General features: G+C 65.6%; 18 protein-coding genes. 3 read left to right on the top strand and 15 right to left on the bottom strand.

Features of this window, described 5'->3' with window-relative positions; translation table 11 throughout:
• Position 1: 1 nt before the first annotated feature.
• Positions 2-862: an alpha/beta fold hydrolase gene (locus tag ACNFHO_RS23605; protein ID WP_416767518.1), complete on the bottom strand. Its 861-nt coding sequence runs from the start codon at positions 860-862 to the stop codon at positions 2-4.
• Between the two features lie 79 nt (positions 863-941).
• On the bottom strand, positions 942-1,832 hold the full coding sequence (locus tag ACNFHO_RS23600) for a LysR family transcriptional regulator (RefSeq protein ID WP_112897690.1): 891 nt from the start codon (positions 1,830-1,832) through the stop codon (positions 942-944).
• Between the two features lie 154 nt (positions 1,833-1,986).
• On the opposite strand from ACNFHO_RS23600, the gene ACNFHO_RS23595 reads away from it, so the two are divergent.
• The 3 genes from ACNFHO_RS23595 to ACNFHO_RS23585 all read left to right on the top strand — a co-directional run bounded on the left by ACNFHO_RS23595 (position 1,987) and on the right by ACNFHO_RS23585 (position 10,219).
• On the top strand, positions 1,987-2,727 hold the full coding sequence (locus ACNFHO_RS23595; RefSeq protein ID WP_416767517.1) for an SDR family oxidoreductase: 741 nt from the start codon (positions 1,987-1,989) through the stop codon (positions 2,725-2,727).
• A gap of 916 nt (positions 2,728-3,643) precedes the next feature.
• On the top strand, positions 3,644-6,496 hold the full coding sequence (locus tag ACNFHO_RS23590) for a winged helix-turn-helix domain-containing protein (RefSeq protein WP_416767516.1): 2,853 nt from the start codon (positions 3,644-3,646) through the stop codon (positions 6,494-6,496).
• A gap of 165 nt (positions 6,497-6,661) precedes the next feature.
• The gene (locus ACNFHO_RS23585) at positions 6,662-10,219 is read left to right on the top strand and encodes a hypothetical protein (protein ID WP_416767514.1); all 3,558 of its coding nucleotides are present in this window, start codon (positions 6,662-6,664) and stop codon (positions 10,217-10,219) included.
• Positions 10,220-10,425: 206 nt separating this feature from the next.
• Here the strand turns inward: ACNFHO_RS23585 and ACNFHO_RS23580 are convergent, their stop codons facing one another.
• Genes ACNFHO_RS23580 through ACNFHO_RS23520 form a run of 13 tightly spaced genes read right to left on the bottom strand, consistent with a single transcriptional unit; the run spans position 10,426 to position 19,302 of the window.
• Positions 10,426-11,472, bottom strand: coding sequence for an EscU/YscU/HrcU family type III secretion system export apparatus switch protein (locus ACNFHO_RS23580; RefSeq protein ID WP_112897686.1), 1,047 nt, complete (start codon positions 11,470-11,472; stop codon positions 10,426-10,428).
• Positions 11,465-12,283 carry a type III secretion system export apparatus subunit SctT gene (gene sctT, locus ACNFHO_RS23575; RefSeq protein WP_054892863.1) on the bottom strand — a complete coding sequence of 273 codons (819 nt, stop codon included), beginning with the start codon at positions 12,281-12,283 and terminating at the stop codon, positions 11,465-11,467. Before sctT ends, ACNFHO_RS23580 begins: the two co-directional genes overlap by 8 nt.
• A gap of 6 nt (positions 12,284-12,289) precedes the next feature.
• Positions 12,290-12,559 (bottom strand): EscS/YscS/HrcS family type III secretion system export apparatus protein, encoded by a 270-nt coding sequence (locus ACNFHO_RS23570; RefSeq protein ID WP_054892864.1) that lies wholly within the window; start codon positions 12,557-12,559, stop codon positions 12,290-12,292.
• Between the two features lie 4 nt (positions 12,560-12,563).
• Positions 12,564-13,220: a type III secretion system export apparatus subunit SctR gene (gene sctR, locus ACNFHO_RS23565; protein WP_063543624.1), complete on the bottom strand. Its 657-nt coding sequence runs from the start codon at positions 13,218-13,220 to the stop codon at positions 12,564-12,566.
• Positions 13,217-14,245, bottom strand: a complete 1,029-nt coding sequence (locus tag ACNFHO_RS23560) for a FliM/FliN family flagellar motor switch protein (RefSeq protein ID WP_416767513.1) — start codon at positions 14,243-14,245, stop codon at positions 13,217-13,219. The genes sctR and ACNFHO_RS23560 overlap by 4 nt, the downstream gene beginning before the upstream one ends.
• Positions 14,242-14,715 (bottom strand): YscO family type III secretion system apparatus protein, encoded by a 474-nt coding sequence (locus ACNFHO_RS23555; RefSeq protein ID WP_065861411.1) that lies wholly within the window; start codon positions 14,713-14,715, stop codon positions 14,242-14,244. Before ACNFHO_RS23555 ends, ACNFHO_RS23560 begins: the two co-directional genes overlap by 4 nt.
• Positions 14,716-14,728: 13 nt before the next feature.
• Entirely contained in the window at positions 14,729-16,051 is a 1,323-nt protein-coding gene (locus ACNFHO_RS23550; RefSeq protein ID WP_054892868.1) for a FliI/YscN family ATPase, read from the bottom strand.
• The gene (locus ACNFHO_RS23545) at positions 16,048-16,638 is read right to left on the bottom strand and encodes a FliH/SctL family protein (protein ID WP_054892869.1); all 591 of its coding nucleotides are present in this window, start codon (positions 16,636-16,638) and stop codon (positions 16,048-16,050) included. Before ACNFHO_RS23545 ends, ACNFHO_RS23550 begins: the two co-directional genes overlap by 4 nt.
• Positions 16,635-17,261 (bottom strand): hypothetical protein, encoded by a 627-nt coding sequence (locus ACNFHO_RS23540; RefSeq protein WP_063543616.1) that lies wholly within the window; start codon positions 17,259-17,261, stop codon positions 16,635-16,637. The genes ACNFHO_RS23545 and ACNFHO_RS23540 overlap by 4 nt, the downstream gene beginning before the upstream one ends.
• On the bottom strand, positions 17,258-18,040 hold the full coding sequence (gene sctJ, locus ACNFHO_RS23535; RefSeq protein ID WP_054892871.1) for a type III secretion system inner membrane ring lipoprotein SctJ: 783 nt from the start codon (positions 18,038-18,040) through the stop codon (positions 17,258-17,260). Before sctJ ends, ACNFHO_RS23540 begins: the two co-directional genes overlap by 4 nt.
• Positions 18,041-18,044: 4 nt before the next feature.
• Positions 18,045-18,479: a hypothetical protein gene (locus ACNFHO_RS23530; RefSeq protein ID WP_063543614.1), complete on the bottom strand. Its 435-nt coding sequence runs from the start codon at positions 18,477-18,479 to the stop codon at positions 18,045-18,047.
• 6 nt (positions 18,480-18,485) lie between these two features.
• The gene (locus ACNFHO_RS23525; protein ID WP_054892873.1) at positions 18,486-18,701 is read right to left on the bottom strand and encodes a hypothetical protein; all 216 of its coding nucleotides are present in this window, start codon (positions 18,699-18,701) and stop codon (positions 18,486-18,488) included.
• Positions 18,702-18,723: 22 nt separating this feature from the next.
• A complete protein-coding gene (locus ACNFHO_RS23520; RefSeq protein WP_054892874.1) occupies positions 18,724-19,302 on the bottom strand; it encodes a hypothetical protein in 579 nt (192 codons plus the stop codon).
• Between the last annotated feature and the right edge of the window lie 47 nt (positions 19,303-19,349).

Raw genomic sequence — 19,349 nt, 5'->3', positions numbered from 1 at the left:
CTCAGCGCTTGGCCAGGAAATCCAGCATCACCTTGTTGAACACCTCAGGCTTCTGCAGGAACGCAAAGTGGCTGGTGCCCTCGATGAACTGCAGCCTGGCACCGGGAATGCTCTTGGCGATATAGCGGGTGTGATCAGGCTTGATCGCCTCGTCGTGATCGCCGTCGACGATCAGGGTCGGCGCCTTGATGGTCGCCAGTTGCGCCGGCGTCCAGTTCGGTTGCTGCTGGTACATCTGGGCCAGCGCGGCATTGAGCTTTTCGAAACCGTCCGGCGTCGGCGACAACTGCTTGTACTCGTCGGCGGCACGGGTGATGAAGGTGCCGAAGGCAGGCTTCTTGTCGGCATCCGGGAAGGCGCCGGTCGGGTCGGTGTTGGCGCCGAAGGCGACGATCCGACCGACCTTGTCCGGGTAGCGCATGGCCAGGTCCAGCGCGGTGATGCCACCGTCGCTCCAGCCCACCGCATCGGCCTTGCCCAGGCCCAGCTGTTTCATCAGGCCGACCACGTCATCGGCCATGGCGTCGTAGCTCAGCGGCAAGCCATTGGCATTGCTGCGACCATGGCCACGGGTGTCCACCGAAATGACCTGGTAATGCGCCGACAGCGCCTTGGCCTGGCCGGCCAGGTAGTCGGCATTGGCCGGGCCGCCATGCAGCAGGAACACCGGCGTGCCCTTGCCTTCGATGTGGTAGGCGAGCTGAACGCCATTGACCTCGGCGGTCTTGAACGGCCCTGCAAGGTGTGGCGTGGGCGGCAGGACCTCCCAGGTTTCGGCAGCCTGGGCGTTAGCACCGAGCATGGCCAGGCCAAGGGTGCCGAGAAGCAGAGTGCCGCGGGCAAGGGTACGCAGGTGGGGCATGGTGACGACTCCGGTCGTTGGGGTTTCAGCTCGTAAACGCGCGCCACGCCGGTTTATTCCGTCACAACTCGTCACCCGGTCAGCGACCTTGCCCCAACTGCGCCGCCAACCACTGCGAAAACACCCGCACCCGCGCCGACAGTTGTCGACTCTGGGGGTACACCACCGACACCGGCATCGGCGGTGGCGGGCAGTCCGGCAACAATTCGCGCAGGCTGCCGGCCGCCAGTTCATGGACAATCCGGTAGCGTGGTACCTGAACGATCCCCAGCCCCGAGAGCGCCGCGCCGGTGTACAGGTCAGCGCCGGTCACCGAAACCCTCGCAGGCAACAAACGCTCCACCACCTCACGACCGACCCTGAACTCCAGGGGCACCGCCCGCCCGGTGGCGCTGGACAGGTAATCCACCGCGAAATGCTGCTGCAAGTCGTCCAGCGTCGCGGGCGTGCCGTGCTGCGCGAGGTACTCGGGGCTTGCCACGGTCACCTGTTCAAGGCTGGCGACCTGTCGGCCGATCAACGACGAATCCTGCAGCAGGCCCGCCCGCAGCACGCAATCCACCCCTTCGCGCACCAGATCGACCAGTCGGTCGTCCTCACCGATGTGCAGGGTGATGTCCGGGTACTGCGCCAGGAACCCACCCAGCGCCGGCATGACGAAATGCTTGGCCAGGGTGCCCTGCAGGTTGACCCGCAGCAGGCCCTTGGGCGGGGCATTGCGAAAGGCGCTTTCGGTCTCCTCGAGGTCCAGCAACAGGCGCACGCATCGGTGGTAGTAGGCCTCGCCATCGTGGGTCATGCGCACATGCCGGGTGGTGCGCTCGAGCAGGCGCACGCCGAGGCGCTGCTCCAGGCGCTTGATCAGGTTGGTGACGGTGGCCCGCGGGATCTGCAGGTCCTCGGCGGCCTGGGAAAAACTGCCGCGCTCGGCGATACGCACGAACACCTGCATTTCCTGGAAGCGATCCATGGACGGGTTCTCCTGGAGGGTGGCGGCTACGCTTGCTTCGCAAGGGAAAGACGCCAAGTCGATAATTAAAGCAAATGGAACACTGATCGCACTTGCCGCGCAATTATCTTTTTTCGCCAACAGTCCACACTCCTTCCCACACCCACTCAGAAGGATGCCCAGCATGACCTCTTCCGTAGCCTTGATCACCGGCGCCTCGCGCGGCATCGGTGCCGCCATCGCCCGCCGCCTCAGCCGTGACGGCTTCGCCGTGGCGATCAACTACGCCAGCAACGATGCCGAAGCCGATGCGCTGGTGGCCGAGATCCGCCAGGCCGGCGGCAAGGCCATCGCCCTCAAGGCCGATGTGTCCAGTGCAGGCCAGGTACAGACCCTGTTCGACACCATCGAGCGGCAGCTGGGTCGCATCGATGTGCTGGTCAACAACGCCGGCATCCTCAAGGTCGCGCCCCTGGCGCAGACCAGCGACGAGCTGTACGCCCGCAACTTCGCGATCAACACCCAAGGCGTATTCAACACCCTGCGCGCTGCCGCGACACGGCTGAACGACGGCGGGCGCATCATCAACCTGACCAGCACCACGCTGGCCCTGAAAATGCCAGGCTACGCCATCTACAACGGCACCAAGGCCGCCGTCGAGGCCTTCACCCAGGTGTTCGCCAAGGAACTGCGGGGTCGCAACATCACCGTCAATGCCGTGGCCCCGGGCCCGGTGGAAACCGAACTGTTCCTGGCCGACAAGACGCCCGAGCAGATCCAGGCTGCCACCCAGGCACCACCCCTGGGCCGCTTGGGCCAGCCAGAGGATATCGCCGGTGTCGTCGCCGTCCTCGCCGGCCCTGACAGCGGCTGGGTCAACGGCCAGATCCTGCGCGCCAACGGTGGCGTGGCCTGAACAGCCGATAACGCCGCCCCACGCCCCTGATCTTCCTGCCTTTTCTGCACCCCGGCCCCCGGGGTGCTGTCATGCGTGGCGGTTTATCGCCACGGCCTGTTGTGGTGCAAAAAAAAGATGGCGCGCGCAACGTTTTCGAGCAATTACTCGAAACTTCCGAACTTTCCCAATAAAAACAGTCGATAACAAATTTCGTACACGTGACTGTATGCGAAAGACGACCGCAAACCCTACCGCAAACCCGCCATTTGTTTCATGACAAAGATGACAACTGCGAATGTGTTCACAAACTTCGCGATGGCGGATTACCGCCAACTAATAAACGACACAAAAGGATGTTCTAAATAGTCTCCACAGGAGGGTCAGTTTATCCCCACCCAACAATGAATCGCGCCGCGGCCGTGCCTAGAGCACACACTTAATGTCCCTTGCCAGGTATGGCGGGGAACCGCCAGGCGCTGTTCGTTTTTTCTCAGCACACACCGTCATGAACCGTACAGCCCGCGATTTACAAAGCCTCCATGCGCCGTCTTCGTCCTGCGAAGCACGTCCACGGCCTCGCTCATTCGGCAACCCGAACGTCATACGAATGAAACATTCGGAATTCCGAATAAAACAACGACCGACCCCGGCAGTGCGCATCGTTTCGCGAAAGTTCAAGGACGCCCGTTACCTGATGATCATTGGATCCATGGCACGGTACTTGCCAGAATTTGATCCGCTGCGGAGTCCTTCCGCGACGTGCCTTGCGAAAGATGAGCGAACAATGACAAGCGAATGGCCATTGGCTGTCGAAGTTCGCCCGTGCCACCAAGACAGACCTTACGTCGGATCGTGCTGTTTATCCTGAACATGTGAAACAACAAAGGCGCCCTTCAAGACCGCCAATAACTAACTCATTCATAAAGGTTTAATCATGCCCCTGACCAAGACCAAGCCCGGAAAGATTGTCGCCCTGGACGCTCTGGATACCCCTGATCCGGAAAACGCCCTGTGCTTTGGGTCCTTCGTGCTCTACCCCCAGCAGCATCTGCTGTTCAAGGACGGGGAACTGGTGCAGTTGGGCAGCCGTGCGCTGCAACTGCTGGTCACGCTGGCGAGCCGAACCGGCGAGCTGTTGGAGAAGAACGAGCTGCTGGCGCTGGTCTGGCCCAAGGTCATCGTCGAGGAATGCAACCTGCGCGCGCAAATGACCACCCTGCGCCGAGTGCTTGGCGAAGAAGGAGACTTCACCTACATCGTCACCGTACCGGGCCGCGGGTACCGCTTCGTGGCTCCGGTGACCATCCGTGAAATGGCGCCGCAACCCCTGCTTGCGACCAAACCCGGCAACGACCTGCCGAGCCTTGGCAGCAGCGTCGTCGGCCGCGACGACATTTGCCAGACCCTGGCCGAAACCCTGCGCAGCCGCCGCCTGCTCACCCTCACCGGCACCGGCGGCATCGGCAAGACCACCCTGGCGCTGACACTCGCCCACGCCATGGCCGAAGACTTCAGCGAGGGGCGCACCTTCGTCGACCTCACGGAGGCTGACCAGCCTGCCTGCGTCGCCGACCTGGTGGCGGCGGCGCTGGGCATCGACAGCACCGCACAAGACGCCGTGGCGCTGATCGCCGCCCTGTTCGACGAAGCCCGCCACCTGCTGATCCTGGACAACTGCGACCACGTGCTCGAAGCCACCGCGACCCTGGTCGAAGCCCTGCTGCAACAGGCGCCGGGCTGCCACATCCTGGTCACCAGCCGCGAAGCGCTGCACGCCGAAGGCGAATGCGTGCACGAGGTCGCGCCGCTGCCCTGCCCCGCAAACGATCACGTACTGTGCGCCGCCCAGGCCCTGCTCAGCCCGGCCGTCCAGTTGTTCGCCGAGCGCGCCGCTGCGCACGACACGGACTTTGCCTTCAGCGATACCGACGTGCCGGCGGCGCTCGCACTGTGCCGTACCCTCGACGGCAATCCCCTGGCCATCGAGATCGCCGCCAGCCACGTACGCGCCTTTGGCCTGGCCTACCTGGTCGAGCTGCTCGATGGCGACTTCCGCCTGCAGATGGCTGGCCGGCGTACCGCCCTGCCTCGCCACCGCACCCTGCAAGCCTCGCTGGAGTGGAGCCACGCGCTGCTGTGCCCCCAGGAGCAGGCGATGTTCCGTCAGTTGTCGGTGTTCACCGGCAGCTTCACCCTCGCCGCCGCCAAGGCGGTGGTCGAGGTCCAGCCAGGCCCTTTCCAGGACGCTGCCTGGCTGGTGGAAAGCCTGATGGACAAGTCGCTGCTGGTGGCCGCCGGGGCGCAACCGATCAAGCGCTACCGCCTGCACCACACGGCCCGCGTGTATGCGGCGCAGCAGCTGGCCCTGCATGACGAGACCGCCGCTATCGCCCAGCGCCACGCGCAGTACACCCTCCAGGAACAACGCCGCGCGGTGCAAGACCTTGAGCGCCTGGACAGCGACAGCTGGCTGGCCCTGCACAGCCCCGGCAGCGACAGCGTACGCAGCGCCTTGAGCTGGTGTTTCAGCGAACAGGGCGATGCCTGTCTCGGCGTCGAACTCACGCTGATGAGCGTGCCGCTGTGGCTGCGCCTGTCGCGGGTCGACGAATGCCACGCCTGGGTCGACCGCGGCCTGCGCTTCGAGGCCATCACACCCCGCCAGCGCATGCTCTTGCTGACCCTCTCGGCCAGCGTCATGGCCCTGACCCGCGGTGCCGGGCAGTCGATCCGTGACGCCTGGCAGCAGGTGATCGAAGACGCCCGCACCCTCGGCGACACCGAGCATGAACTGCGCGGCCTGTGGGGCCTCTGGCACGACCACTGCTGCAGCAACCAGCACGCCGAGGCGCTGGACCTGGCCAACCAGTACATCCAGCTCAGCGAACGCACCGGCATCCTCGAGCGGCGCATGCTCGGCCGGCGCATGCGGGCAACGCCGCTGTTCCAGATGGCCGACTTCGATGGCGCCCGCCAGGCGATCAGCGAAGCCCTGAGTTTCCCGATGATGCCCCGCGCCCACGTCATCGACAGCCACTTCGACCAAGGTATCGCCGCGCGCTCGCTCAAGGCCCAGGTGCAGTTGCTGCAAGGCCAGGTCGGGCAGGCCCTGTTGACCATCGAGGCCAACGTCGAAGCGGCGTTGACCCAGCACCACCCGGCCAGCCTCTGGTACACCCTGAGCCTGAGCGCCATCCCCATCACCCTGCTGGTCGGCCACGAAAAGCGCAGCCGCGAGTTTCTTGCCCGTCTCAAAGAGAGCCTGGGGGGCCACGAGATGCCGGTATGGCGCCTGTTCGTCCGGTGCTTCGAGCACATCCTGCTGATCCGCCAGGGCAATGCCGAAGACGGCGTACGCGGCCTGGGCGAAGCGCTCGACCAGCTCCATGCGATCGGCGACAGCCCGCTGTACAACCTGGTGCGCAGCGAGTACGCCCAAGGTCTGGCGCAACTGGGCCTGGAGCAATTGGCCATAGAGATCCTCGACCAGACCCTGGCCGTGACCGCCGCTCGCCAGGAACGCTGGTTCCGCCCCGAGCTGTTGCGCATCAAGGCCCAACTGCTGGCCAGGCCCGATTCGCCCGAACGCCAGGCGCAAGCCCAGGAGCTGCTCAACCAGGCCATGCAGGAGGCCCAGGAACAGGGCGCGCGCTTCTGGGCCGGACGCATCACCGCCACCCTCTCGCAGTTGACCAGCCAACCGGAGGAAGCCCCCAGGCGCACCAGCCAGGCCTGGGATCAGCGTCGTCAGGAGCGCCAGTTCAACACCCAGTTTTCACACACGTGAAACCTTGCTGTAACTTGCCAAGGTTGTGCGTTTCAAAGGTCGAGGTCGCCTAGTATCAGACTTCCATGAACCTTTGATGTCGGTCGCGCAACCTGGTCGCCCAGCAACGGAATCGTCTCGGGCTGCGGGGCTGCGCTTGCCGCCGTCCTCGCCCCGGACCGTGCAATGATCAACAGACCCGAAGCCCCCTCCAGCAGCAGCCCTTCCTCCCCCTCCGACACCGCCGGCCTATTCGACAGCGTCCTCGACAAGGCCCGCCTGCTGCTCAGCGATCCGGGCGCGGACAAGACCTTCAAGCCCAAGGTCCTGGCGGCCAACGACGGCGGCGGCAGCGTGTCGCACGACAAGCCCGCCGATGCCGACAGCTACAAGGACATCACCGAGCTGCCGGAAACCCTCGATATCGGCAAGCTGAAGATCGTCGCGCAGGACAAGGACAACGGCGTCATCTACTTCGAGCACGGCGGCAACAAGTACCAGATCAGCGAGAAGGCCGCGCAGGACAGCCAGCCAGGCTACGAGACCTTCGAGAACCTGCGCTTCGGCCATGCCGTGCCGACCCGTGAAGACCGCGGCCCCGACCACGGCACCCAGCTCTACAACCTGCTCGACACCTTGGCCGACACCCAGGGCACACCAGCCCACGACCTGATCGTCGCCGGCCTCACCAACCCGGGCCAGTCGCTGCTGCGCAAGGACGACGGCGGCTTCCTGCTGGACAACATCCAGTCGGTGGAGCAAGCCACCGACGGCGTGCTCAAGGTCAAGCTCACCAACGGCCGCGAGGTCATCATCGCCGAGGGCATCACGCCGGAGGCCTATGCCGCCTACAGCGGCGCCGGCAAGACCCGTGTCGCACTGGACGACGCCAAGGCCGCCGGCTACGAGCAGGTCACCGGCCTGCCCGCCGGCCTGGACGTGGACAAGCTCAAGGTGATTTCCGAAGACAAGGACGCCCACGTCATCCTGTTCGAGCACGACGGCCACAAGTACGCGATCAGCCGCGACGACGCCAAGGCCCACGACCGCGGCTACGACTCGCTCGACAGCGTCCCCTCCGCCGCCGCCAACCAGCCCGCCCCGGAGAACCGCGGCAGCCAGCTGTACGACTTCCTGCACGCGCTGGACACGACCAAGGGCACGCCCGCCTTCGACTACATCAAGAACGCCCACAAGCTGCCCGACCAGCACCTGCAGACCCGTGCCGAGGGCACCCTGGGGATGAACGACATCAGCAAGGTCGATGCGCCCACCGACGGCATCCTGGTGGTCACCAAGGCCGATGGCAAGCTGGTGGTGGTATCGCGCGACGTCTCTCCCGAAGCCTTCCTCGACTACAGCACCAAGGGCCAGACCCTCGCCGGTCTGGAAAAGGCCAAGGGCGACGGCTACACCAAGGCTGGCCCGGACGACTACCTGGCCTCGACCGAGGACATCATGAGCGTCGGCGGCATCGGCGACTACGGCCCGGGCCTGATCGCCTTCACCCAGCGCAAGCCCGGCGGCGAAGAGCAGAAGATCATCGTCTCGCAGTTCGACAACCCGCAGATGTTCGAACAGATCGCCGACTACCGCAGCAGCATTGCCGAGCAGGTCACCGACGTCGACAAGCTGCGCGCCGACCATGGCCTGCCGCCGCTCAAGGAAGTCTCGGTGGATGAGCTCGCCACCACCGAGAAGGACGATGACGGCCAGCCGTTGTCGGTACGCGACCTGGCCATCCGCGACCTGGTCGATGGCTACCGCGCCGGGATCAAGGACGGCAGCATCGCCAAGGACGACCCACGGGCCAAGCTGGTTCGGGCGCTGGAAGCCAAGAGCATGGCCGACCATGGCATGTCGATCATCCCTGAGCATGGCTTTGGCAACCATGGCAACGCCAGCGACCCGATCACCGTGACCTCGCGCGATGTGCGCGACGAGATCTTCGATGCCAAGGCCATCGATGCCCAGCTCGGCGAACTGCTCGGCGACCCGACCATCGTCGCCGACCTCAAGAGCAAGCACGACGCGGCCCTGGGCAAGGTCGAAGGCGGCTCGGCGAAAGTCGACGAAACCCGCCAGAAGCTGCTCGACAGCACCTCGTCGGAGAACTTCGTCAAGTACATCAACGACCTGCAGGCCAACGGCCAGACCGAGCTTGCCACCAGTGAAATCCGCAGCGCCTACGCAGGGCTCGCCGACATCGATCCGGCCAAGGCCGACCAGTTCCTGCAGAACCTGCAGATCGACGGCTACACTATGGAGCTGGACAAGCTGATAGCCGACCCCAGCAAGATCTCCGACGACAACACCGCGCTGGCCACCACCGACCAGACCCTGCTCATGCTCCAGGCCCTCAAGGCCGGCGGCGACGGCATCCCGCGCAGGTCGCTGGCGACCTACGAGAAATTCGTCGAGATGCTGCTCAAGGACAAGGACATGGCCACCGATTTCGGCAAGGTCATGAGCAACCTGGGCGACACCTGGCAGGCCAACGGCAAGATCACCCTCGACGACATCAACAAGGCGGTCAGCACCGAGTTGATGCCGAACCTGAGCGCGGAAAACCGCGGCGCCTTCGTCAAGACCTTGTCCTTCCTCAGCGACAATGGCGTGCTCGGCTCGATGGGCGGTGCGATTTCTCTGGGGCGGGCGATCTACCAGCTGGCCGGCAAGGGCGGCACGCTGGCCGACACCCCACGCGAGCGGGCCGGCATCGCCAACGACTTCATCGGCTTCCTCAGCACCGGTTCGCACTTCGCCACCCTCGGCACCAAGGCCTTCGACAAGGCGTTCGGCACCAACGCCTACAAGCTGATGGGCCTGGACCGCTCGGTGCCGACCATCTGGAGCAAGCCTGGCACTGCGGGGCCCGAGATCCCGCGCAGCGTGCAGGATGTGCAGAACCAGTACTACAACATCATCGACGACGCCATGGCCGACGGTAAGGATGTCGGCAAGGCGCTCAACGGCCAGCCGTTCGACGAAGCCACGATGAACAAGCTGCACCAGGGCATCGAGAGTGGTATCGAAAAGCGTGGCGGCGTGGTCGGCGCAGGCAAGATCGCACGCTTCGCCGGCAGTGCGATCAAGGTCATCGGCGCCGGAGCCGACGTGGTCGGTGGGGTGATCGGCGTGGTCATGGGTGGCCTGACCATCCGCGACGGCGTGCGCGAGAAAGACCCGATCAAGATCGCTTCCGGTTCCTTGTCGGTCGCAGGTGGCGTCAGCAGCCTGTTCGGTGCAGCCGGCAGTGTCGCCGGGGTGTTCGGTGTCACCGGGCGCCTGGTGCCCTTGCTCGGGCCGGTGGGGTTCCTGTTCTCCGGGGTGTTCTCCTTCGTCGGTGCGATCCTCAACGACGTCAAGTCGCACAAGCTGCACAAGATCTCGCTGCAGAACTGGGACCAGATCCAGGACTTCAAGCAGGACGGCCTGCTCAAGCCCAACGGCGACGAGGCTTATGTGTGGCTGCAGACCTACCTTTCCGATTGGGGCCAGCGCGACGCGCCGGGCGATCGCAGCATCTTCGACTTCCGCAAGGAAGAGTGGGATTCACGCTCGAGCATCCGCGGCGACCATCGCGTCGATCATCCGGATTACATCGGCGATGGCAACAACCGCCGTTCGGAAGACTACAAGTACTCGCTCAAGCCCTCGGACTGGATCGACGACAACGGCAACATCATCTCGATGGTCGGTGATGGTTATGGCGGGCCGTACAAGCCGGTGGACAACGGCTGATCAACCCTTGCCTTGTGGAGCGGCGGTTCGCCGCTCCACAAGGGCCACACTGCCTCTGTAGGAGCGGGCTTGCCCGCGAACACCGGCATAGCCGGTGCCATGCATCGCGGTGTTCCTTTCGCGGGCAAGCCCGCTCCCACAGGGTGGCATGGCATCGGCGGCTCCGGTGTTCGCGGTGACAAGAGCCGAGCTATCTCTGCCGGGGCTTAGATCAACCGCGCAGCCACCAGCAGATCCGCTACCGCCTGGAAGGTGCTGTCCGGCACCGGATCCCCCGCCACGGTGCGCCGGGCAAGCTCGGCCGCCAGGCGGGCATCCATGGCATGGGCGATCCCCAGTTGCGCAGCTTCGCCAAGCATCCGCGCGCTCTCCTCAGGCTCGGCCTGGCACACCACCACCGGCACCGGTGTCTCCCCGCGCACGTAGCGCAAACCCACCACCCAGCCACCGGCCACACCCACCATCAACGACGCCCGGCCCAGTCCCAGCTTGGTCGCCATGGCCTGCATCTCCTGGCGCTGGCGGCGCAGCTCGCGCTTGATCAACGGATCACCATCGATATCCTTGCGCTCGCGCTTCTGCTCGCTGCGGGTCATGCGCATGTCGCGGCCGAACAGCCAGCGCTGCATCAGCACATCCGCCGCTCCCAGCACCAGAAACGCCGCCAGCACAGTGAACACCAGCGGCTTGAGCACCAGCAGGAAGGTCGACTGCAAGCACTCGGGCCCACACCGCGACGACTCCATCAGCGCCTGCAGCGCATGGCGCCCGACCACGTAGAACGCCAGCCCCAGCAAGTGCACCTTGACCAGGCCCTTGAGGAACTCCACGACGTTGCGCATGGCGAAGATGCGCTTGAAACCCTCGGCCGGGTTGATGCGCTTGAAATCCGGCTTGAGCGGTTCGACCGAGAACACCAACCCGCGCATGGTCACCAGGTTGGTCAGCACCACGGCCGTCACCGTCACCGCCATCACCGGCAGGGTGATGCCGATCAGCAGTTGCTCGGCGGTATCGAGCAGGCGCGGCCACACCGTGGCGAAGGGTTCGATGTAGATCTGCGCAGTCAGGTCCACCAGCGCCGTGACCTGGGCCTTGGCTCGTGGCGCCAGGATGGCGATGCACAGGGTGCAGAGCAGGATCACCACCCCCGATACCAGGTCCTGGCTCTTGGCGACCTGCCCCTTCTTGCGTGCGTCCTTGAGTTTCTTGTCCGTTGCCGGCTGCGACTTCTCTTCGCTGGTGTCAGCCATTCCCCCCCTCCACCAGGCTCTGCAGCACCCCGACCGTGCCGCGGAACTCCGCAAGCTGATCGAGCATCAGCGGCACCAGGAAGCCGATGTAGACCACCATCAGAATGGTGAAGAACAGGTTCTTCACCGGCAGCGACAGGTCGAAGATGTGCAGGCTCGGCGCCATGCGCGAAAGGTAGGCGAGCATCAGGTCGGTGATCAGCAACGAAATCAGCAACGGCGACACCATCAGCACCCCGATGCGCATCACCTGGTCGAGGATCGACAGCACCGCCGTCAGCGCAGAACCGGCGAACAACGGCGTGAACTGGGTCACCGGCCATAACTGGTAACTGTGCAGGTAGCCATCGACCATGAGGATGAAGCCACCCGACATGAAGTACAGCGCGATCAGCATCACCGTGAGCAAGGTCGCCATCACCCCGGATTCACCCGACGACAGCGGATCCACCAGTTGCGCCATGGTCGAGCCACGCTGCAGGTCGATCAGTTCCCCCGCCACTTCCGCGGCCCAGAACGGGATGCCGAACAACAAACCGACCACCAATCCGACCAGGAACTCCTTGATCAACAAGCCCGCCAGCCAGAACCCGCCAAGCTCGGGGGTAGCGGTGAAGGCCGAGAACACCGGCAGGAACATCGGCACCGAGATCGCCACGGCGGCGCAGGTGCGGATCATCCCGGTCAGGCCCAGACGGTTGAAGGCCGGGGTGATCACCACTACGCCCATGGCGCGGGCCGTGGAGAGCGCGGCCGAACTGATCACCGGGTAGGCGATCTCCAGGAAGGCATTGACGAAACCTGCGTCCATGCCCGGTCAGCGCGTCCACAGCGCGAAGTTGTCCAGCACCTGGTTGCCCAGCCCCATCACCTGCCCGGCGAGCAGCGGGCCGACGAAGACGATCAGCAGCAGCACCGCCACCAGCTTGACCACCTGCGGCAAGGTCTGGTCCTGGATCTGCGTCAGCGCCTGCAACAGACCCACGCTCAGGCCGACGATGATCGCCACCCCCAGCGCTGGCGCCGACAGCAGCAACACCGTCATCAGCGCCTGCTTCATCAACGAAAGGAACACGTCCTGGCCCATCGGCTCAGCTCCCATAGCTCAGAATCAGACCATGCATCAAGCGCGACCAGCCGCTCAGCGCAACGAAGAGGAACAGCTTCAGCGGTATCGATATCAAGGTCGGCGACACCATCGACATGCCCATCGCCATCAGCACGTTGGACACCAGCAGGTCGACCACCAGGAAGGGGATGTACAGCAGGAAACCGATCTCGAACGCCCGCGTCAGCTCGGAGCTGACGAACGCCGGGATCAGCACCACCAGGTCGTCGTCACGCAGCTCGGCGCGGGCCTCTTCGGACCACACGTTCTGCGTGGCCTGGACGAAGAAACCGCGCTCGCTCTCGTTGGCGAAGCGCGACAGGTGCGCCTGCAAGGGCGGCCTGATCGCCTCGCCCAACTCTTTCAACTGCTCGGCATTCTCCAGTTGCAGGCCATGACTCTGCGCCGCGCGGTACATGTCGCCGATCACCGGCGTGGTGACGTACACCGACAGGATCAGCGCGATGCCATAGAGCACCAGGTTCGGCGGGGTCTGCTGCACACCCAGGGCGTTGCGGATCAGGAACAGCACCACGGAGATCTTCAGGAACCCGGTCAGTGTCACCACCGCCAGCGGAATCAAGCCGATGGAGGCGACGACCAGGATGATCTCGATCAGGTTTGGCTGGTAGCCACTCATGATGCGGCAAAGCTCAGCAGGCGCACGCCCAGGCCGTCGCCGATCTTCACCAGTAGACCCTGGCCGACGCGGCGGCCGTTGATCATCAGGTCGACGCCTTCGTGCATGCGAGGCGCCAGCTCCAGCACGCTGCCCACGCCCAGCTCGCGCAGTTGCGCGAGGCTCAACTCGACGCTGCCGACCTGGCAGACCAGTTTCAGTTGCAGCTCGTCAAGGCTGCTGTCCAGGCTCGGCCCGGTGCCCTGTTCGCTCATGTGTCGCTCCTTCAAGGCAAGCGCGGTGATAGGGGGTTCGATTAGCTGCAGGCGTTGTCCGTCGCGCTGCACACGGGCTTGCCACTGGTCGTCCAGGTGCAGGCGCAGATGATCGTCCGGCCAGGGATCGAGCATGACCACATCGCCCGGCAGCAGGCTGCGCAACTCGGCCAGGCTGAGCCAGGCCTCGCCGCCGTCGACGCCCAGCGTCAGCGCCAGGCCACCGAGGTCGTGGGGCATGGGCGCGGCATGCTGCTCCAGCAACACGGCAATCTCGGCCCAGGTCGCGGCATCGCAGCGCAATTGCACCGCCAGCGCGCTGTCACCCAGGCGTACCTCCAGGCCGAGGCTCAGTGGCGCCAATTCGACGCACTGCGTGAGCGCGCGATCGAGCACGTGGATCGGCTGCGCGAACAGGTGCTCCAGCGGCGCGATCAGCGTCAGCAGCGCCTGCTCCAGCAACAGCGCCGCGGGCAGGCTCGGCAACGCCAACCCCTCGGGCAAGCCGAGCAGATCGAGGGCACGGGCCGTCACGTGCAGTTGCACGGGCGAGTCGCCCAGCGACAACCACAACTCAAGCTGGTGTTCATCCATCGCTGCACCGCTCGACGCCCAGGCGACACTCAGCGGCGCCCCGCCCAACTGTCCCTGCCAGGGCTGGCGCGGCTGGTGCAAGCGCTGGTGCAGGGCCTGCCACTGCGGGTCAAGGCGCTCCAGGCTGTGCTCGAAGGCCAGCGCGTCGGCGGGCACCTCGGTGGTCTGGAGGGTCAAGGCGTGAGATCCAGCAAAGGGGCAAACAGGTCTTCGCCCTCATCCTGCGCTTCCCCGATGCGGCGCTCGCCCAAGGCGTGGTCTTCGACCAGGGAGTCCCAGGCATCGGCCTGGCGCTGACGAGCGACATGGGCCAGACGCAGGCTCTCCTGGGTCTGCTCCTGCTGCTGGTGGTAGTCGTGGGCCTCGTCCAGGTTGCCCAGCAGCGTCTCCTGTTCGTCCTCCAGCTCCGACAGGTGCACCTGCGCAGCGAGCCAGGCCTTGACCGACAGCCCCTCGCTGAAGCGACCGTAGAGTTTTTCTGCCTCGAGCGCGGAGGTTTCCCGCGCCAGGCACAGCCGCTGGCGGGCATCGTCGAGGGCAGCATGGGTTTCGCGGCAGAGCTGGCGCTGCGCGGCCAGTTGTGCGGACGCCCGTTGTTCACGCAATTGGCGCAGGGTCTGCAAGCTTTTCAATTCATGACTTTTCATGGGCGCTCCTCTCTCATGCCAGCACCTTGCGCATGTGTTCCAGGGTTTGTCGGGCGCCGCTCGGCTCCGCCGCCGACTGGCGCAGGAAAGCTTCGATAGCGGCGTGGCGGGCGATCGCTTCGTCCGCGAGTGGGTCGCTGCCGGCGGCGTATTCACCGATGCGGATCAGCATCTCGATATCGTTGCGCCGCGCCATCAGCTCACGCATGCGCATGGCCAGCTGGCGTTGCTCAGGGCTGGCGACCTGCTCCATCAGGCGGCTGCGGCTGCGCAGCACATCGATGGCGGGAAAATGGTTGCGCTGGGCCAGCTCGGCGCTGAGCACCACATGGCCGTCGAGAATCGAGCGCGCCTCCTCCGCCACCGGATCGGTCGCGGCGTCACCTTCGGTGAGCACCGTGTACAGCGCCGTGATGCTGCCCCGGGCAGCGGGGCCGGCACGCTCCAGCAGGCGCGGTAGGGCCGAGAAGAACGACGGCGGGTAACCGCGGCGGGTCGGCGGCTCGCCCACCGCCAGGCCGATCTCGCGCTGGGCGCGGGCAAAGCGGGTCAGGCTGTCCATCAGCAGCAGTACGTTGCGGCCCTGGTCGCGGTGATACTCGGCCAGCACCGTTGCCACGTAGGCAGCCCGGGCACGCTCGGCGGCTGGGCGATCGGAAGTGGCGACCACCGCCACGGTGCGCGCGCGGGCCTGGGCGTCGAGCTGCACATCGAGCAACTCGCGCACCTCGCGGCCACGCTCGCCGATCAGGCCGATCACCACCACGTCGGCATCGGTGTTGCGCACCATGCTGGCGAGCAGCGACGACTTGCCCACCCCCGGCTCGCCGAACAGGCCCATGCGCTGGCCGCGGCCCAGGGTCAGCAGCCCGTCGATGGCGCGAACCCCCACCGACAGCGGATCGACGATCACTTGTCGGGCGAAGGGTTCGGGGGGCTCGGCCTGCAGCGGATAGCGGCGCATCGGCCCCAGCGGCGGCTGGCGATCACCATCGAGGTAATCGCCCATGGGGCTGATGACCCGCCCCAACTGGCCATCGCCCACACTCACCCCCAGCGCCTCGCCAGTGGCGGTGATCTCGGTGCGCGTCGACAAGCCTTCGAGCGAGCCGATCGGCGAGAGAATCGCCTCGTCGCCATCGAAGCCGATGACCTCTGCCGCCAGGGCGCGACCACTGGACGGGTCGTGCAGGCGACACAGCTCGCCGATGCGCACGCCGGCGACGCTGGCGCGCAACAGCACACCACGAATGCTGCGAATGGTGCCCTTCATCGGCCGTGGCCGGGCATCACCCAGGCGCGCGTGCAGGCGCGGCAATACATGCTCCAGGCTCACGGCGTCACCTCGGCGAACGGCAACAGGCTGCGGCGCAGCGCCTGCAACTGGGCGTCCAGCCCCAGTTCCACCGAACCGACCGGGCTGCTCAGGCGAGCCTGACCGGGCTGCAATTGATCATCGGACTCCACGGCAATCGCCGCCAGGCCATCCGTTTCGCCGTGCATGCGGCGGCGCACGGCCTCCACTTCCAGGCGCGGCACGAACAGCGTCAGCGCCTGGTCCTGGCGAAACGCAACCAGCGCCTTGCGCGTGCACAGCACGATACGCTCGGCGTCACCCAAGCTCTCCAGCACTTCGCGGGCGATGCCCAGGGCCAGGTCAGCCAGGCTGTTTTCCAACCCTGCCAGATAGGCCTCGACCTTGGCGGCAGTGTCGGCCAGCAACTCGCTGACCGCCTCGGCGCCCTTGGCACGGCCGAGCTCGAAACCGTCGGCACGGGCCTGCTCCAGCCAGCGTGCGCTGTCTTCTCGGATACGTTCGGCCTCATCGCGGGCGGCCTGCAGGTAATCGCGTCCATCGGTCCAGGCCTGGACCTCGGCGGCACGCAGGATGCGCGATGCCGGACGGCTGGGCAGCTGACTCATTGCACGCTCTCCCGGTTCTCGGACAACGGCATCAGCAAGGCGGCGACCCGACGCACGATGCCAGGGTCGGCCAACGATGCCGAACCTTCCGCCACAGGCAGCGGCAGGCGCAGTTGCAGCCAATCGCGCAGGTCGGCGGGCTGCTCGTCGAACCAGGCCTGCACGCAGCGCGCACCGTCGTGGTCGATGGCGGCCAGCAGATCGTCAGGCTGGCGCAACAGGTCCATTGCCCCGCCCCACTGGCGGTGAGCAATGGCCAGGCCGAAGACCTCATGCCCAAGCCCCTGGCGCAGGTGCTCGACCACCTCGCGACGGATTTCCCGGCCCAAGGTCGCACCGTGCCAGATGGCCCCACACAGGCGCGGCAAACGGGCGAAATCCTGCGGAGCCAGCAGCAACACCGGCAGGTCCTGTTCGGTCGGTTGCGACACCTGATCCAACGGCTGCAACTGGAAATGCGCCAGCATCAACGCCTGCAGGCGCGCCTGGAAACGCGGCGACTCGATCAATGCCTGGATCTGCGCACCGGCGACGTTCTCGGCGAAACAGCGGCGCAGGTGGCGCCGGTCGACAAAGGCCAGAGGCTGCCCCAGCAGGGCCTGCCATTGGGGCATCAGGCTCATGGCGCCTCCGACAGGCTGTACAGCGCACGACCACGACGCTGCTGCCAGTGCCGCCAGCCCAACAGCCCGGCCAGGGCCAGCACCACCAGCAGGCTGCCACCGAGCAGCAGACGCGCGCGGGACGCATCTTGTTCGAGCATCCAGATACCCATCACGCTGACCAGGCGCGGCTGCCCCTCGTCTTCGCTCCTGGGGGCTGCGGCCTTGATCGCGGTCACCGACACACCGTCATAGCTGAGCCCGGAAATGCCGTTGGCGACCAGGGTCTTGATCTGCGGGATCAGCGGATTGATGTCGGTGTTGGCGTCATAGCGCACCAGCACCGAGGCCGACGACGGGGAGATCACCCGCTTGAGCAAGTCGTTGTCCGGCAGCACCACATGTACCCGCGCCGACACGATGCCGTCGATCTGCGAGACGCTGTGCGACAGCTCTTCGCTCAGGGCGTAGACCATCTGCGCACGTTCCTGCACCGGCGAGGACACCAGGCCGTTGCTCTTGAACACTTCGCCCAGGTTGGAGAACGACTGCCCCGGCAGCCCGGCCTCGTCGAGACGGGCCATGGCGTCGGCAAAGCGACGCTCGTCCACCACGATCTTCATCTGGCCGTTGTCCTGGACCTTGCGCGAGGCCGGGATGCCGTCGCGCAGCAACACCGCGAGCATGGCATTGGCCTCGCGCTCGCTGAGGTTGCTGTACAAGTCCATGTCACAGGCCTGCAACAGGCTGGCCAGGGCGACGACGATCAGCACACGCAGGGCTCGCCAACGACGGGTCATCGATTCATTGTCCTTTGAGCAGGGTGTTGGCGGAGCCGGAAACCTGGGTCGCGCCACGTACCACCATCTGGGTTTCGATGGAGTAGTCGAACATCCGCCCAAGCGACTGGACGATGTTCGCGACCTGGGTATCACCGACCTTGGGCGCGCCCTCGGCGCCGGTAGGCACGAACGGCGACGGGCCTGCGGCCGGGGTCGACGATGGCATCGCCGGGCTGCCGTGACTGAGTGACTCGGCCCGAGCGCTGAAGGTGCGCGAGCGGTCGATGAAGCCGTCCAGGCGCTGCATCAGGCTTTCACCGATCTGGTGAGGGCTGGCACCTTCAGGCATGCCCTTGGCACTGTTGGCCATGTTTTCGAAGAGGTTCTGGGAGGCACCGAGCCCCCCTTGTCCTCCTGACGGCGGCAGTGCCGCCGTGGTCGCGAGACTGGCTGTCATGGCCGTTTACTCGTCGTCGTCCGAAGACTGGGCTTCGTTCAGCATTTCCTGGGCCTTGGGCATGATGATGAACTGCCCGCCGATCAGCACGGCCTGGTTCACCAGCGCCTCCTGGAAGCTTGGATCGTCGGAGGCGTCCTGGGACTTGTCGAGCGCCGCATCGAAGCGCGCTTCGGCGCTGCTCGGGGTGCTGCCGGGGGTATCGATCGGGGTAACGGCCATGGGGCTTCTCCTGGGTGGTTTTTCAGTGATCACTGACGCTGGCGCCGCGGAACACCCGGATACTCCGGGAGGCTGCGGACGTCGCGACGGGCTGGGGTCGGTTGTCGAGGTGCTGCTGGATCATGTTCAGGTAGGCGGGCGGTCCGGAAACCAGCAGTTCGTCGCGCTCGGCGCCAGGGCGCAGCGACAACTGGCGGCCGTACACATCGAGGCTTTGCAGGTAGTCGCGCAACTGCTCCAGGTCCAACCCGGGCTGGCGACGGAACAGGCGCGTGGCCACTTCATCGTTGCTATTGATGTAGAGCACGTTGCCGTCGTAGTACCAACCCAGCGCGTTGCTGTCGCACAGCTGGGTGAGGAAGTCGCCGGCAGTGCTGCTGCGCAACGGGCTGCGGGCCTTGCCGCGGACCTTGTCGGACACCACCACGACCAGCTCCAGGTTCTGCCCGAACTCGCTCAGCGCGCCGCGCAGGTCCTGGTCGACCAGGGCATAGGCGTAGGGTTGGGCGAACCAGTCGGGCTCGTCCTTGCCCTCGTCGCTGCGCACCGGCAACGACAGCAGAACCAGCAGCAGGGTGGTGAGCCAGAGCAGGCTACGCATGGGCGATTACCTCCCTGGCGCGGCTCACAGCTGTGAAATCGTATGAA

Source organism: Pseudomonas sp. NY15374 (genome assembly GCF_048068255.1).
GTDB lineage: Bacteria > Pseudomonadota > Gammaproteobacteria > Pseudomonadales > Pseudomonadaceae > Aquipseudomonas > Aquipseudomonas machongensis.
The sequence above is the reverse complement of the archived record's forward strand: the minus strand, read 5'-3'. Positions and strand labels throughout refer to the sequence as shown.